The sequence below is a fragment of the Blautia coccoides genome (assembly GCF_034355335.1).
GTDB lineage: Bacteria > Bacillota > Clostridia > Lachnospirales > Lachnospiraceae > Blautia > Blautia producta.
Genome location: NZ_CP136422.1, coordinates 4,968,823 through 4,985,214, shown reverse-complemented (window position 1 = coordinate 4,985,214; position 16,392 = coordinate 4,968,823). Strand labels below are relative to the sequence as shown.

The window sequence follows — 16,392 nt, the reverse complement described above, 5'->3', positions numbered from 1 at the left end:
TCATAAAAACCATAGAAGACCATAGAAACTATAGAAGACTATAAAAATCATAGAACAGGACAATCAATAGATGAAAACAAACAAATTAGCGGTCGGCATCCTGGCCCATGTGGATGCCGGCAAGACAACCCTGGCGGAGAGTATTCTCTATCTGACAGGCAGTATCAGAAAACCGGGACGTGTGGACCATCGGGATGCGTTTCTGGACACCTACGATCTGGAGCGGGAGCGGGGAATCACCATATTTTCAAAACAGGCGCAAGTAAATCTGGGGAAAAAGGAAGTGACGCTTCTCGATACCCCCGGACATGTGGATTTTTCCGCGGAGATGGAGAGAACCCTGCAGGTACTGGATTATGCGGTTCTGGTGATCAGCGGAGCGGACGGTGTACAGGGACATGTACAGACTTTGTGGAGACTGCTCACCCGCTATAAAATCCCTGTTTTTCTGTTTATCAATAAAATGGACCAGGAAGGAACCCACAGGCAGAAGCTTCTGGAGGAACTGCAGAAGCGCCTGGATGAAAGGTGCATTGCTTTTGAGGAGGATGAGGATGCATTTTACGAGAATCTGGCCATGAGTGATGAGGCCGTACTGGAAAAATATCTGTCTGACGGCACTGTGGCACAGGAAGAGATCATCCGGCTGATCCGGGAGCGGAAGGTCTTCCCCTGTTATTTCGGCTCAGCTTTGAAAATAGAGGGTGTGGAGGAGTTTTTGCAGGGGTTTGAAGCTTATACGTCCTGTCCAAAATACCCGGATGATTTTGGAGCCAGGGTTTACAAAATAGCCAGGGATACCCAGGGAACACGTCTGACTTATATGAAGATCACAGGCGGCACCTTGAAGGTGAAAAGGATGCTGACAAACCGCCGGCAGGATAATCCGGACAGTGAGGAAATATGGGAGGAGAAAGTAGACCAGATCCGCATCTATTCCGGGGCAGGTTTCTCTGCGGTCAATGAGGCACCGGCAGGGACCGTCTGTGCGGTAACCGGGCTTTCCCGGACGTACTGCGGGGAAGGACTGGGCGCAGAGACAGAATCGGAGCTGCCGCTTCTGGAGCCGGTCCTCACCTATCAGATCCAGCTTCCCCCGGAATGTGATGTGCACCGAATGTATTTGAAGCTTCGTCAGTTGGAGGAGGAAGAACCGGAACTGCACATTGTCTGGGAAGAGCAGTCTGACGAAATCCATGCTCAGGTCATGGGAGAGGTGCAGATAGAGATCCTGAAACGTCTGATCGCGGAACGCTTTGGCACGGAAGTGGAATTTGGCACAGGAAGCATTGTCTATAAAGAGACTATTACAGAACCGGTAGAAGGGGTGGGACATTTTGAACCACTCCGCCATTATGCAGAGGTGCATCTTCTCATGGAGCCTGGAGAACGGGGCAGCGGCCTGCAGTTTGAGACTGCCTGCAGCGAGGATATCCTGGAGAGAAACTGGCAGCGTCTGGTGCTGACACATCTGGAGGAAAAACGCCATAGAGGTGTGCTGACAGGTTCAGAGATTACGGATATGAAGATCACGCTGGTCACAGGACGCGCACATTTAAAGCATACAGAGGGCGGAGATTTCCGGCAGGCTACGTATCGCGCCGTACGTCATGGATTGAAATGTACAACCAGCCTTTTACTGGAACCTGTCTATGAATTCAGACTGGAAATCCCCTCCGACAAGGTGGGAAGGGCACTTTCAGACATCCAAAAGATGTACGGCACATTTTCCGAACCGATCATAGAGGGAGATATGACCATACTTTCAGGTACTGCTCCCGTAGCCGCCATGCGGGATTACCAGACAGAGGTGGCTGCCTATACAAAAGGGCATGGGAGGCTTTCCTGTGCGCTGAAGGGATACGAGCCTTGTCATAATGCGGAGGAGGTTATTGCACAAAAAGCCTATGATTCAGAAAAAGACACGGAGAATCCCACAGGTTCTGTGTTCTGTTCCCACGGTGCCGGCTTTGTGGTTAGCTATGACAAAGTGAGGGAGTATATGCACCTGGACAGCGGCCTTCACCTGGAAAAAAAAGAAAAACCGATTCGTGAAGTATCCTCCCAGTCCTCCCGTTCCTCTTATACGGGCGGCGGATTGGCAGATGAAAAGGAACTGGAAGAAATATTTAACCGCACATATGGAACTGCTAAAAAGGAAAGAAATCAATTCAACAGAAAACGTACCGTAAGTGCGGATAGCGCCTCCGCCAGAGAATACAGGCCTGCAAAAAAGGTGACAGAAGAGGAATATCTGCTGGTGGACGGCTACAATATCATTTTTGCATGGGAAGAATTGAGCGGCCTTGCCAGCGTCAGTATCGAGGCTGCCAGAAATAAACTCATGGATATTCTCAGCAACTATCAGGGCTATAAGAAAAATACACTGATCCTGGTATACGATGCCTACAAAGTGGAGGGCAATACAGGAGAAGTGATGAAATACCACAATATCTATGTTGTATATACAAAAGAGGCGGAAACAGCGGACCAGTACATTGAGAAAACCGTCCACCAAATCGGGAGAAAACACCGGGTTACAGTGGCCACCTCCGACGCGCTGGAGCAGATCATCATTCTTGGACAGGGAGCCAGCCGTCTCTCGGCAGCAGGCTTGAAAGAGGAAATCCAGGCAGCAGATATCGAGATCAGAAGCAATTATCTGAACCAGGGGCAGAGTGGGAAAAACTATTTATTTGACCATATGTCCCATGAACTCCAGGAGCTGATGGAGGATGTGAGGATGGGGAGGAAGAAGCTGTGATCTGTTTAGGGGTGAAAAAGTATGAAACTTAGTATAATGAGAGAATTTGTGCGGTTGGCAGCTGTTCGTAATTACTCCAGGACAGCAGAAGAACTTTATATGGCACAGTCTGCACTTAGCCGTCATATGACATCATTAGAGGAAGAGCTGAATGTAAAACTGATCGACCGGAGCAGAAATTCCTTTGCACTTACCCCAATGGGGGAAATTGCGCTGGAAGGTTTTCAAAAAATTTTAGGGGAATATGAAAATCTGTTGGATAAATTATCAAGACAGAGCGAAATAAACGGCGGTGAACTGCATTTGGGATTTTTATATTATGACAGGGAGTTTTATGTGGCAAAGATTCGGGAAGTCTTTCACAGGAAATTTCCGAAAGTAAAGCTGGTGCTTCATTCTTATCAGCCCATGCAGTTGGAAACAGACTTATTGAGCGGAAAGCTTGACGCGGCCATTATTTATGGCGCTTCGGGATGCTGCCGGGCGGATATCGAATATCTGCCGTTTTTAAAAATCCCCTATTCTCTTATTTATTGCAAAGATCACAGGCTGGCTTCCTTAAAGGCGGTACAAATTTCTGATTTAAGCGGCGAAAAGCTGCTTTGCCCGGAACGCACATTTGAAATAAACCATGCCGGTGATATACTTATGAGCATGTTGGAAGAAGGCGGAGCTCATATAGCGGAGAAAATCATGATAAACAATTATGATGAGGTTCCATGGATTATGGAAGAGACCGGGGCGGTTTATATTTCGCCCATGGTCAATAATAACGCATATGGCAGTAATACAGAATACAGGTTCTTACTTCCTGAATCATACTACAGCGATGTGAGTGCTGTCTGGCTTTCAGAAAATAATAATACAGCAGTGAACATACTTTGTTCTGTCATAAAAATGTGCTATCCCTAAAATGGGTTTTGGTCCTCTTTTTCTAAAATGCCGTTTTCACGCAGCTTATTCCAATAACGGATAAGTTATGTGGAAACGGTATTTTACTTCGCCGGAAATTATAAATATAATTGAATGTATAGAAACAATCCTGAGCAGGGGATGTTTCCAAATTTTATAATGAAAGCGGGGAAATTATAATGAGCGAGGCAGTAAAAAATCAGTTTCTTGATGTGGAGCCCTATTATCCGGAAGTGTATAAGTATGGGAACATCATGGCAAAATACATTACATGGGAAGGAGATCCGTGGTATGAGGTGGGACAGAGTTATTTCAGCAGTTCCTACATTCATGCAGGGCTTTCCGGCCTGGAGGAAACTTTTAAAGGCCCTGATGCCGCAAAACTTCTCTCAGACTGCAGCATCAACAATGTATTTAAATGGAAACCGGGAAAATGTAAGCATTTAGTTGCGCTGACACCGGATGGATTAGTGGCAAACCATGCACTTTTCTTTAAAGACAGCGAAGAAAGCTTCCGAACAACAGCAGGATGTTCTGTACCTTACATTACAGCACTTCAGAGCGGAAATTATCAATGTGAGTACATTACAAGGAACGTGTTCATTTTCCAGCTTTCCGGTCCCTTATCCTTAACTATTTTGGAAAAGACTGCCGGGAAAAACCTGCGGGACATACAATTTCTTGATTTTTGTCCAATTAAATTTCCGGGGATAGAAGAGGAACTGGAAATCTGCCGTATCGGTATGAGCGGCACACTTGCTTATGAGATACACGGTCCGGCAGAGAATGGTCCTGCTGTTTATGACTATATCTATCAGATCGGAAAACCAATGGGCATGAAAAGAATGGGATGGAAAGATTATACCGTAAACCATACATTCGGCGGATTTGCACAAATGACAGTGAACTTTGAAATTTCTCTGTATCAGTATCCGGAATTCTGTGCATCTGCACCGTTTCAGATGGAGTGCAGGGGAAGTGTAGATCCAAAAGACCTCCGTGCCAGGTTCCGTACACCGGTAGAATGTGATTGGGCATGGATGGCAGAATTTGATCATGAATTTACGGGCAGAGAAGCACTGGAAAAAGAGATCGCAGATCCAAAGAGACGATTAGTGACTTTGGAGTTTCTTGCGGATGATCTGGCAGATGTGTATCGTTCACAATTTACGGATGAACCATATAAATACATGGATATGCCCTGCGCAGACCCGCAGCCGGCCGGCGGTCATCAGGATTATGTAACGGACCACCAGGGGAATGTGATCGGCATTTCCGCAGACCCGACTTACAGTTCCCATTTCCACACAATGATTTCCCACGCCATAATAGATGTGAATGAGATTGAAGAGGGAAAAGAAGTATTGGTCCAGTGGGGGGATTATGGAAAGAAAATCAAAAATCTCAGAGCAGTCATAACAAAATTTCCTTATATTCATGGTGTTATGGATAATCGTGATTATGATCTGAGTACAGTCCCTTCAGGAAATGATTAACATAAGAGTTCCATTAATTTTTTAGCGGCAACACTGAGCGGACGCTCCATATCCTGGATCAGGCATATGGAGCGTTTCGGCGGCTCTACATACAGTGGAATCCGGAAAATTTCATTTTTCTCCAAAGCATCTTTGGCAAATTCCTCAGGGAGAAATCCAATTCCGAGCCCATTTTTCACTATCATCAGTACCTGATCCATGGTAGCTGCCTCCAGATCCGGTTCCAGGGTCAGTCCATGTTCCAGGAAAAAGTCTCTGTACAATTCATAACTTCTTGATTTTTTATCCATACATACAAAAGAAAACTGATTTAATTCCTCCAGATGCCATGTCTTTTCTGAAAGCCCGGAAAACTGAGGTCCGCCCACAAGGATTTCCCTGAAATTTTTTAGTGGTATCTCTTTTAATGGCCTGCTGATGCCGGAGGGATTTGTGATGACAGCAAAATCTACGGACCCGCTTTTCAAAGCATGTATGGCCTTGGGTGTGGTCTGATTAGAAATCCGTATTCTTACCCCTGGGTATTCCCTGTGAAACTCCCCCAGTTTATGAAGAAGCAGCCCATGCAGTGCCGTTTCACTGGCCCCGATGGAAACCTGTCCGTTTTGCAGGGACTGCGCTGTCCGCAATTCCGCCTCTCCCGCCTGGATCTGTTCTACAGCCAAGGCTACATGTCTGAAAAGCTTTTCTCCCTCAGGGGTAAGTTTCACTCCTCTGTTGGAACGCAGTAAAAGTCTGCACCCCAATTCGTGCTCCAGATTATTCATAGACCTGGTAATATTGGGCTGATTATTCATTAATACAGAAGCAGCCTTTGTAAAACTGTGGTATTTTGCCACATAATAAAAAATTTTGTAATAATCATATGTTATGTTCATCAAATTAACCTCATCTACCCATTGGGTTCTGCAATCTCTCAGCCATTTGTTTGTCCTTCGCCGGCCATATCCTATTTTATCTGCTGTAATAAACAACACCTGATGTCTGATATATAATTATGATATAAAAGCAATACCATATATATATTTTACATCTTACTTCACAAAAGTATATGATATAAAAGAACAAAAAACAACCCAAACCTGCAGCAGTCAAGAGGAGGAATCATGAAAACAGAAGTAAAAAAAGGCAAATGTCAGAGCAGGCAAATGTCAGAGTCCATGCCCCTTGCCATATTTCTAACCCTGGCCGGTGGTTTTCAGGACGCCTATTCCTATAACTGCCGCGGCAAAGTTTTTGCCAATGCCCAGACCGGCAATATCGTTCTCCTGGGACAGAACCTGGCCCAGGGTCAATGGAAGACAGCGCTTCACTACCTGGTTCCCCTTTGCGCGTTCTTTCTAGGGGTTTATATTACAGAGCGGGTGCACCATCGTTTCAGAGAAAACGAAAAGATACACTGGAGACAGGTTATCCTGCTGATAGAAGCCTTTCTATTGGTCTTGACAGGCCTTCTGCCCCAATCTCTGAACATAAGTGCCAATGCCCTCATGTCCTTTGCCTGTGCCATGCAGGTCAACAGCTTCCGGAAATTCCATGGTCTGCCCTGTGCAACGACCATGTGTATCGGCAACATACGAAGCGCCACCGAGATGCTGTGCAGATATCATATAACAAAAGACAAAATATTAAAGCAGAAGAGTTTGCACTATTATTTTGTTATCCTGATCTTTGCCGTGGGCGCCACTGCCGGAGCCTTGATCACTGCTCACCTGGGTGATCCCTCCATCTGGATAGCTGCCCTTCTTCTTCTGGCAGGATTTATCCTCATGTTTATCAAGGAGCAGCCGGTTTCCCGTCCGTGACCGGAACCATTCCCGGCACCCAGATAACAACCTGGAAGCCTCCGTTTTCTCTGCGCGAAACCTCCATGCCTCCGCCGTGTACCTCCGCGATCTGTCTCACCAGCATCAGCCCAAGTCCATGTCTCTGATTGCCTGTCTCCCGGTCACATACCATATAATGAGGGGCCTTCTGAATCCTTTCAAGCTCTTCATCCGTAACTCCGACACCATTATCCCAAACCGTGATCCTGCAGTTTTTCCCGGCTCTCCCCACGGAGACAGACAAGGTACAGCCATCCGGATTGTGCACCTGGCTGTTTGTGATCAAATTGGATACCGCCCGTCTCAGCAGCCCCTTATCCGCCTTTACATAACAACTCTGCAGCTCCTCCCCTGCGATCCATTGGATCGGATATTTCCCCTCCAGATCTAGATTCAGGAAGTCCACTGCTGTCTGCCGGACAAGAGAAACTAAATTTACAGTGTCCAAATGAAGTGGCTGCACATTATACTCAAGCTTTGACGCCAGATTCAGATCGTTGACCAGATTTTTCATCCGCAGACTCTGCTGCCTAATGATCTGTGCCTTATTCCGTTCTCTTTCCGGCAGGTTCCTGTTCTCCTCAATCTGGCTTGCGTATCCCATAACCATAGAAAGGGGGGTCCTGATATCATGTGACACCCCGGCGATCCAGTTTGCCCGGGCAGTCTCTTTTTTTCGGAGCTGATAATCCTGATTCCGCAGTTTTTCCGCAGCTTTATTAATGGAAATTGCCAAATCCGAAAGCAAACCTTTTTCCTTTACATAAACATTCCTGTCCGACGGAAGCGACTCAATTCCCTGGATGACCGGTCTTACAGAGCGCAGAACGCCTGACGTGACGATCATATATACAAAAAATATGAAGAACAGGTTACATCCCAAGAACAAAAGTATTGTTTTAGGCATGTTTTTGATGAAGTCAAGATCAAATGTATTGGACATTAATTTCCAATAAGAATTTTTCGGAAACCCAAGCAGGATCAAATCATCACCATATCCGCTGGACGTGACAGGATAGTCATTGATATACCCTCTGACTGCCATAGCAATGCTGGCAGCAGAGTATTGCGTGGGTATCCCCTCAGGAAGATTGCTGCTGTTCCAGAGAATATAACCTGTCTCATTATCCACTAAGATAGCCCAGGCATCTGTCCTGGAAAGAACATCCTCTCCCTGTGCGGAGAGCTGATACGTTCCATCTCGGTTCTGAGTAAGAGCAGATGCCACAGTATCCGCGGAGGACCATGCCCCGTGGTTGGCAGCCTGCCTGTAAGAGACAAGAAGGAAAAGAAAGAGATTCAGAAAAAACAGCAGAACGAGAGTAAACAGCATAGTGACAATAAACCGTTTGATCAGTTTTAGAATACTCTTCATCGTCCATCCTCCATGAGCAATTTATATCCAAGTCCTTTAACCGTCAAAAGAGATTCCGGTTTGGATGGATTCTCCTCGATTTTTTCCCGTATCCTCCGGATATGGGCCATAAGGGAATTTTCATATCCAAAAGGATTGTCTCCCCACACAGCCTCACAGAGCATATCAATTGTCACGATCCTTCCCGCATTCCTGCTGAGTACCTGCAGCAGATCAAATTCCTTGGCGGTCAGGGCAATATGTTCTTTGTCCCGAATAACTTCCGCTCGGTCAAAGTCCAGGGTACAGCTCTTTAAATACACAAGGTTTGACTCGTTTTTATAGCATCGTTTTAATATCACATGAATCCGCAGGATCAATTCTCTGGGTAGAAACGGTTTTACCACATAATCATCAGCACCCAGGCCAAGTCCTGTAAATTTATCCTCATCTTCTCCCCGCGCGGTCAGAAAAAGGATAGGAAAGTCAGAAAATTTCCGTACCTTTTGAAACAGGGAAAAGCCGTCTCCATCGGGCAGCATAACATCGAAAATACCAAGCTCGGGACACCATTCACGACAGGCTGTCAGTGCCTCCGCTGCATTTTTTGCTGTCTTTATCTGCAAATAGCCCTCTTCCTGTAAAATAGAGAGAACCATATGAAGCAGCTCCGGTTCATCATCTACGAGAAGAATCCTTTTTCTTTTCAAACGGTCATCTGCCATATTCTGATACCTCCCTGCAAATATATTTTCCGTATTCTCATTATATCAGGAAAATCTTCTGCCTGTTGGAAGAAAAGCAAAATGTAAGGTAAATGTAAGGTTATCAGAATGCAGATGTAAGGTTGGGTTTCTATAATAGAGACAGAAACAAGAAAAAAACAACGATTCAGCAGCCAAGCGAAAATCCGGAAGGGAGACATGAAAATGAATATTATAGAAACATATCATCTGACAAAAGAATACGCTGATTTTACCGCTGTCACAGACCTGAACATGCACATACGCCAGGGCAGTGTCTATGGATTCCTGGGACCAAACGGAGCCGGAAAATCCACTACCATGAAAATGTTTTTGGGACTGACAAAACCCACAAAAGGCCGCTTTACCATTAACAACCACACATTTCCTGGAGACAGGATGAAAATTCTCAGGGAGGTAGGCTCTTTTATAGAGGCCCCTGCTTTTTATGGCAACCTGACAGGTGAGGAGAATCTGGAGATCATAAGAAAAATCCTAGGTCTTCCCAAATCCAGTGTGGCGGAAACCCTGGAGATGGTGGGGCTGACCCAGTACCGCAGCCGCCTTGCCAGAAAATATTCTCTTGGCATGAAGCAAAGGCTGGGGCTGGCTTCCGCCCTTATGGGAAGACCGCCCATTTTGCTCCTGGATGAGCCAACGAATGGTCTTGATCCTGTGGGAATCCATGAAATCAGGACATTGATCCGTTCTCTCCCGAAAAAGTACGACTGCACAGTTTTGGTATCTTCCCATCTGCTTCCCGAGGTGGAGCTTATGGCAGATGATATCGGAATTTTGAATCATGGCCGCCTGCTCTTTGAAGGAAATCTGAAGGAACTGAGACAGACGGCTGATTTTGAAGGATACCCATCCGATAATCTGGAAGACACTTTTCTGGCAATGGTGGAGGAAGATAACAGAAAGAGAGGTGCCGGAAGATGACATCAGCATTGGAGTGGAAAAAGATGAGGCGGACCGGCTTCTTCCCTGCCTTTTTAGCCGGTGGACTTCTGACGGCAGCAGTTCCGGTGGTTAATACTGCGCTCCGCCCGGAAAGCTTTGTGGATCAGCAGGCTCCCCCCACAGTGATCTTGACGGGAGCCAACTGGCAGATTATGTCTATGCTTTTGTCCTTTCTCCTTATTATCGGCGCGTGTATTATGTACCACACAGAATTTGCTGACAATGCCATGCAGCGCATGGATACCCTCCCAAAGCATCAGGAGAATCTGTTCTTTGGCAAATGCAGTGTGCTGCTGGTTTTGACAGCGGGGGTGCTGGTTCTGGGAGGCACAGCTTTTCTGTTCTGCGGATGGAAGTGGTTCTCAGCGGACCGAATATTTACGGCAGAGATAGGAAAGAGCATGGGATTTTCATTTGTCATGTTTCTTCCGCTGCTCATTTTTATGACAGCAGTATCCTCCCTGTGTAAAAATATGTGGATATCACTGGGAATCGGCACCATCTCTCTGTTTATGACTTCCATCCTTCAGAATGGAGGCGGAATACTTTCTTATCTGCCGTTTATGATGCCCATGAAGATATACCTGGCGCTTCAGGATACACAGGCTGTTAAATGTCTTATCATATCTTGCGTGGAAACCGTGGGCATTGGAGTGCTGGAAATCATATGTCTAAAAATAAGGAGGAATTTCACATGAGCTTTTTATCGCTGACAGGAGTAGAACTGAAAAAGATACGCCGCTCAGGTATCCTCTGGATCTTGGTGATCCCCGTATTTCTCATATGGCTGACCAGTGTGATCAACGCGGATATTAATTTTACCATGGGAAATGAGGGGATATCCCCGGAAAATAACTTTTTTATCCAGAGCTTTATGGGATATGCCTGGTTCATGTACCCTGCAAGTATTGTGATCAGTACAGTGATGCTGATACAGACGGAACGCAGGAACAGGGGAATCCTGAAAATGCTGGCTCTGCCTGTATCTGCGGCACGCCTCTGCCTGGCAAAATTTTGTGTCCTTCTTTTGCTGGCAGCAGCACAGATGCTGTTTATGACACTGGCATACTTCCCCAGTGCAGCCATTGCGTCCCATACTCAGGGTTATGATTTTATGCTGCCTGTCATTGACATACTGAGAGAGGCGGGAACAATCTATATTTCTTCTATACCCATGGCTGCGTTTTTTTGGCTGCTTGCCGTGTGTATCCGGACACCTATTTTTTCCATGGGTGTGGGTATGGCGTCTATTGTACCGTCTGTCCTTCTTATCAACACGAAAATATGGTTTGCGTACCCTATGTGCTATCCGTTTCTCATGACTGCGTCCAGAATGCATGAGCTGGCGTCAAATATGGGAACCTTTGCTTTTGAGCTGATACCGTTTATACCTGCAGCAGTGGGAATCACGGTGGTTAGTCTGTTTACCGCCTGTATTTGTTTCGGACAGGCAGAGAGGAGATAGGTTAAGATGAAAGAAAAAATAATTACCGCGGTGAGCGTGATCTTACTTTTTTTCCCGTTTACGATTTTCCCTATCCGGAAAAACCCGTGGGCGTTGGAGCAGCCTATGGCAGAAATTATTATTTTGATATATATTGCAGTGATGCTGCTGGGAGGTGTCTTTACCATTGCCGCTTACACCAGAGGGAAGGTTAAGAATAACCTTATGAAAATATGTCTTACCGTGCATGGCATTTACATGGCAGGTGGTGTGGTAATGCTGGGAATGATGGGAGTTACAAAATTTTCATGAACAGGAGACAAATGCTTTACAAAGAAAAAGATTTCGGATAAGATAGAAGAAATTTTAAGTGATCAGGAGCAGTCAAATGAAAATAGCAGTCTTATCCGATACCCATGGACTTCTTCGCCCTGAGGTGATGGAAATTGTAAATACCTGTGATGCAGTTCTTCATGGCGGAGATATCAACACCCGTAAAATTGTGGATGAACTTTCAAAAGATAAGCCTCTGTATATTGTCAGAGGAAACAATGACAAAGAATGGGCGGAAGATATACCGCCATTCCTGCGATTTGAACTGGACGGTATTACTTTCTATATGGTGCATAATAAAAAGGAGATTCCCCAGGATCTGACAGGTGTAAATGTGGTGGTATTCGGCCATTCCCATAAATATTCGGAGGAACGAAAAGACGGATGCCTTTTTCTTAACCCGGGAAGCTGCGGAAGACGCCGTTTTAACCAGGATATCACCATGGCAGTTCTGGAGACAGGGAAGGGAGGGATACAGGTAAGCCGCATAGACATTCCCCACACAGATGCAGCTATAAAAGCCCGGGAGGAAAGCGGTTTTCAAAATAACATACCGCAGAGTGAACCGCAAAAACCCTCTTGCAAAAATCCCTCCGGTGATATACAATAGCATAAGCATCCGTCTGCCACCGGGTAGACGGAAAAATGCCTGAATACATTCCGGTAGGTCATGGAAGGAATGTATTTGGGCATTTTTTATTTTATTGCATATTAGAAAATACAAGGAGATCAGCTATGCAGAAACAAATAAGCAGAGAATTTTATAAGTACATATCCCTGAATGTCCTGGGAATGCTGGGCTTGTCCTGTTATATTCTGGCGGATACATTCTTTATCTCAAAGAGACTGGGGGCAGATGGCCTGACAGCACTGAATCTGGCTATTTCCGTCTACAGTATCATAAACGGGCTGGGCCTGATGCTGGGAATCGGAGGCGCCACACGTTTTGCTATCTGCCGGGCACAGAATGAGACGCAAAAGGGAAATCAGGTATTTACCGCTTCGGCGGCAGCGGGTATCACCGTGGGACTGGTGCTGCTGCTTGTGGGGGCTGTCGGTTCAGATGCTGTGGCAAAAGTCCTGGGAGCTGAGGGCGTTATACAGGAGATGACAGGCAGTTATTTGAAGACGATCCTGGGATTTGCGCCGTTTTTTATTATGAACAATATACTGATCGCGTTTGTCCGAAACGACGGCAGCCCGCGTCTTTCCATGGCGGCTATGCTGACCGGGAGCTTTTCTAATATTGTGCTCGATTATGTATTCTTATTTCCCCTCAATATGGGAATCTTCGGAGCTGCCCTTGCCACCGGTTTTGCCCCGGTCATCAGCCTGGTACTTTTGTCTCTGCACTTTATCAGGAGGAAAAACCAATTTACCTGGAGCTTTGGATTTAATATGAGAGCATTTGCACGGCAGGTGTCAGATATCTGCAGCCTGGGAATATCCGCGTTCATCAATGAGCTGTCCTCTGCGGTTGTGCTCATTGTGTTTAACCTGCTGATACTGCGACTGGCGGGAAACACAGGTGTGGCGGCTTACGGCATTGTGGCGAATCTGGCTCTGGTGGCGGTATCTGTCTTTACCGGCATCTCGCAGGGCAGCCAGCCCCTGATCAGCCGCTTCTACGGGGAAGGCAGAAAAAGGGAATGTACCGGTGTGTTTTTAAGAGCGGTCCTGCTGGCAGCAGGCGTGGGAATCCTCTTCAGTGCTGCCGCATTTGGGTTTACCGGAAATCTGGTGGGGATCTTTAACAGCGAGGGGAATCAGGAACTTGCGAAGATCGCCTTTTGGGGATTAAGGCTGTATTTTCTGGGCTTTTGTCCGGCAGGGATCAACATTGTGGCAGCAGCTTTTATGGGAGCCGTGGAGAGAGGAAGGGAATCTTTTTCTATTGCCTTTGCAAGAGGTGTTGCTGCCATCTTGTTTTTCGCTTTTGTACTGTCTTTTATCTGGAAGATGGACGGGATCTGGCTGGCTTTTCCGGCGGCTGAGGTTTCAACCCTGCTTCTGACGGCAGGTCTTTGGAGAAATTATAAAAGAGGGACTCTACCGGAGGTTGAATAGTGAGAAGAAATTCAAATATTCCGTTATTGCCCGATAGAAGGCGCAGAGGTATGATTAAAGCATAAAAAGAAAATCCGCAGAGCAGATGAGGAGGAAGTATCATGCTTGACAGTGTGAAAATAGGAGGTTTTATTTCCAGAAAAAGAAGAGAGCTAGGAATGACGCAGCAGCACCTTGCCGACAGGCTGAATATTTCTTTTCAGGCTGTTTCCAAATGGGAGAACGGCAGCACATTTCCAAATGTGGAGTTGCTCCCTGAGCTCTCAAAAGCCATGGAGGTGACCGTGGACGAACTGCTTTCGGGCTGTGAGAAGGACGGGGAGGAGTTGTCCTACAGTAAGGCGGGAGTGGACATTGCCTACACGGATACGATCAAAAAGGAAATGGCAAAGCACCTGGAGACAAGGGATAAAAGGGTTTTGAACGGACTTGGTCCATTTGCGTCTCTCTATGATATTTCTTTTCCGGAGATAAAGAATCCTGTGCTGGTATTGAAATCAGAGGAACCGGGGTCCAAGCAGAAGCTTGCCATGGAGTATGGTTATACGGATTCCATCTGTCATGATATGATAAACCACCTGGTCAATGACATTGCCGTTATGGGGGCAAAGCCACTTGCCGTGCTGGACACGATCGTATGTGGAAATGCCGAAAAGGATACGATCAGCGCACTGGTCAAAGGCGTGTCAGATGCCTGCCGGGAGAATGAATGCTCCCTGGTGGGAGGGGAGACAAGCGTGCAGCCGGCAGTGGTGGAAAAGGGGCTGTATGTGCTTACCTCCAGTATTGCCGGGATCGTGGAGAGAGACAGGATCATTGACGGCTCTGCCATAGAGGAGGGGGATATAGTGCTGGCGCTTGCGTCTAACGGGCTGCATACCAACGGATATTCCTTGGTCCGTATGCTCATGGACCGGATGCCGGAAATTAAGCTGGAAAAGGTGGATGGCATGACATTCACTGAGCAGATCATGAAACCCCATACGCCTTATTATAAAGCCCTGAAGGGGATAATGGAAAAAAACTGTGTTCACGGCATGGCACACATTACAGGCGGCGGCATAGAAGGGAATCTGTGCCGGGTGATCCCGGACGGATTAAGTGCTGTGATAGAGCTGGATAAGATAAGGACACTGCCTGTCTTCCGGTTTATCAGGCAGTGCGGCAATATAAGCGATAAGGAAATGCTCTCCACATTCAACTGTGGTGTGGGATTTATCCTGGTTGTGCATCGGGAGGCGGCAGCACAGACAGCCGCTTATCTGAGCCGATACTATGACTGCTATGAGATTGGGTGTATCCGGGCAAATGAACAGAAGATCGTAATGGAGAATAAGTTAAACTGGCAGTGACAATACAAGACGGACGGTATCTTCCGAAGGGGTAGGAAGGCCGTCCGTCTTTTCAAATTGTAAGAGTATGTCTTTTTAAATCAAAATGCCATGACTTTTCTTCTTCAGCCAGGCAATGGTATCTGCAATGGTCTGAAATAAATCCCTTGGCTTGAAACCCAGCTCAGCAGTGGCCTTTGTGTGGTCAAAACGGTCATTGCTCTGCAGAGTATACAGGGAATAGCGGGTGTACAGGGGGCGGCGCTTTTTCATCCGGCAGATGCCGCCGATGAGAGGTGCCGCCATTTTTGCCATCCACATGGGAAGAACCGGCAGGCGTCTGCCGCCGCTCTGCATCTTAACCATTTTTAGAACGTCTTTTATCTCATAGTGACGGTTTGAGAGAATATAACATTCTCCTTTTCTTCCGCGCTCCAAGGCAGCCAGACAGCCGGACGCCACATCCCGGACATCCACAAAATCATATCCGCCGTTCACACAGGCCGGTAGACGGCCTTCTATATAATCCGTTACCATCTGCACCAGGTGATTGCCTGAGGTATCAAAAGGCCCCAGGATTCCTGAGGGATGGACAACTACAGCATCAAGGCCCTCATCTACAGCGTCCAGCACAGCCCTGGTAGCCTCCGCCTTTGTCTTGGCATAGGCGCCAACCACCAGATCGGGAGAAAATTCTGTTGTCTCATGCAGGACTTTCAGTTTATTCTGTTCCGGGATGGCGTGTACAGAGCTTACATAGAGGAGTCTTTTTACTTTGTATTGCAGGCACAGGGAGATTATGTTTTTTGTTCCGTTTACATTGACATCGTATAGGTCAGGGGTGACATGTTCTGCAATGGATATCATGCCTGCGGTGTGTATGACAGCTAATTCCCTGTGTCCGGCATTTTCAAAAAAGGGCTTTAAGCTTTCTGGATTCCGTATATCTCCGTGGAAATACCGGACACCAGGGATATCCGGTGCGGCCTTTCCGGGGAGAAGCAGTCCTCTCACAGGAAGGTTCTGTTTTTTCAACAGGCGGACAATGGTACTGCCAAGGTGACCGTCTGCTCCTGTAACAAGATATAGTGTTTTCATCAGGAACATCTCCTTTATCCAGTTGAATCTCTTTCTATTATTTATTATAATGGCAGTATAA

The 16,392-nt window shown here is 46.6% G+C and carries 15 protein-coding genes; 11 read left to right on the top strand and 4 right to left on the bottom strand.

Translation table 11 applies throughout. The features are described from left to right. Window positions 1-70: 70 nt before the first annotated feature. From BLCOC_RS22430 to BLCOC_RS22420, 3 genes are all read left to right on the top strand, one after another. Window positions 71-2,764, top strand: coding sequence for a translation factor GTPase family protein (locus BLCOC_RS22430; protein ID WP_115623406.1), 2,694 nt, complete (start codon window positions 71-73; stop codon window positions 2,762-2,764). 21 nt (window positions 2,765-2,785) lie between these two features. Next, on the top strand, window positions 2,786-3,676 hold the full coding sequence (locus tag BLCOC_RS22425) for a LysR family transcriptional regulator (RefSeq protein WP_115623405.1): 891 nt from the start codon (window positions 2,786-2,788) through the stop codon (window positions 3,674-3,676). A gap of 179 nt (window positions 3,677-3,855) precedes the next feature. Then, entirely contained in the window at window positions 3,856-5,172 is a 1,317-nt protein-coding gene (locus tag BLCOC_RS22420) for an aminomethyltransferase family protein (protein WP_115623404.1), read from the top strand. Here BLCOC_RS22420 and BLCOC_RS22415 read toward each other — a convergent pair. Then, window positions 5,169-6,050, bottom strand: a complete 882-nt coding sequence (locus BLCOC_RS22415) for a LysR family transcriptional regulator (RefSeq protein WP_115623403.1) — start codon at window positions 6,048-6,050, stop codon at window positions 5,169-5,171. The genes BLCOC_RS22420 and BLCOC_RS22415 overlap by 4 nt on opposite strands. Window positions 6,051-6,278: 228 nt before the next feature. Between BLCOC_RS22415 and BLCOC_RS22410 the strand changes: the two genes are divergently transcribed. Further along, a complete protein-coding gene (locus BLCOC_RS22410; protein ID WP_115623402.1) occupies window positions 6,279-6,977 on the top strand; it encodes a YoaK family protein in 699 nt (232 codons plus the stop codon). Here BLCOC_RS22410 and BLCOC_RS22405 read toward each other — a convergent pair. Both BLCOC_RS22405 and BLCOC_RS22400 read right to left on the bottom strand, forming a co-directional pair. Further along, entirely contained in the window at window positions 6,949-8,373 is a 1,425-nt protein-coding gene (locus BLCOC_RS22405) for a sensor histidine kinase (protein WP_115623401.1), read from the bottom strand. The two genes, BLCOC_RS22410 and BLCOC_RS22405, sit on opposite strands and share 29 nt — an antisense overlap. Beyond that, window positions 8,370-9,077, bottom strand: a complete 708-nt coding sequence (locus BLCOC_RS22400) for a response regulator transcription factor (RefSeq protein WP_029467919.1) — start codon at window positions 9,075-9,077, stop codon at window positions 8,370-8,372. The genes BLCOC_RS22405 and BLCOC_RS22400 overlap by 4 nt, the downstream gene beginning before the upstream one ends. 204 nt (window positions 9,078-9,281) lie before the next feature. Here BLCOC_RS22400 and BLCOC_RS22395 point away from each other — a divergent pair, with 204 nt between their 5' ends. The 7 genes from BLCOC_RS22395 (at window position 9,282) to purM (ending at window position 15,254) form a co-directional block, all read left to right on the top strand. Next, a complete protein-coding gene (locus BLCOC_RS22395; protein WP_115623400.1) occupies window positions 9,282-10,037 on the top strand; it encodes an ABC transporter ATP-binding protein in 756 nt (251 codons plus the stop codon). Beyond that, window positions 10,034-10,756 carry an ABC transporter permease gene (locus BLCOC_RS22390; RefSeq protein ID WP_115623399.1) on the top strand — a complete coding sequence of 241 codons (723 nt, stop codon included), beginning with the start codon at window positions 10,034-10,036 and terminating at the stop codon, window positions 10,754-10,756. Before BLCOC_RS22395 ends, BLCOC_RS22390 begins: the two co-directional genes overlap by 4 nt. Beyond that, window positions 10,753-11,523: an ABC transporter permease gene (locus BLCOC_RS22385; RefSeq protein WP_115623398.1), complete on the top strand. Its 771-nt coding sequence runs from the start codon at window positions 10,753-10,755 to the stop codon at window positions 11,521-11,523. Before BLCOC_RS22390 ends, BLCOC_RS22385 begins: the two co-directional genes overlap by 4 nt. A gap of 6 nt (window positions 11,524-11,529) precedes the next feature. After that, the gene (locus BLCOC_RS22380) at window positions 11,530-11,814 is read left to right on the top strand and encodes a hypothetical protein (RefSeq protein ID WP_018595652.1); all 285 of its coding nucleotides are present in this window, start codon (window positions 11,530-11,532) and stop codon (window positions 11,812-11,814) included. A 76-nt stretch (window positions 11,815-11,890) separates the two neighbouring features. Beyond that, entirely contained in the window at window positions 11,891-12,445 is a 555-nt protein-coding gene (locus BLCOC_RS22375; RefSeq protein ID WP_115623397.1) for a metallophosphoesterase family protein, read from the top strand. A gap of 125 nt (window positions 12,446-12,570) precedes the next feature. Further along, window positions 12,571-13,902 carry an MATE family efflux transporter gene (locus BLCOC_RS22370; protein WP_115623396.1) on the top strand — a complete coding sequence of 444 codons (1,332 nt, stop codon included), beginning with the start codon at window positions 12,571-12,573 and terminating at the stop codon, window positions 13,900-13,902. A gap of 101 nt (window positions 13,903-14,003) precedes the next feature. Next, the gene (gene purM, locus BLCOC_RS22365) at window positions 14,004-15,254 is read left to right on the top strand and encodes a phosphoribosylformylglycinamidine cyclo-ligase (RefSeq protein ID WP_115623395.1); all 1,251 of its coding nucleotides are present in this window, start codon (window positions 14,004-14,006) and stop codon (window positions 15,252-15,254) included. A gap of 75 nt (window positions 15,255-15,329) precedes the next feature. Here the strand turns inward: purM and BLCOC_RS22360 are convergent, their stop codons facing one another. Beyond that, on the bottom strand, window positions 15,330-16,331 hold the full coding sequence (locus tag BLCOC_RS22360; RefSeq protein ID WP_029467924.1) for an NAD-dependent epimerase/dehydratase family protein: 1,002 nt from the start codon (window positions 16,329-16,331) through the stop codon (window positions 15,330-15,332). Between the last annotated feature and the right edge of the window lie 61 nt (window positions 16,332-16,392).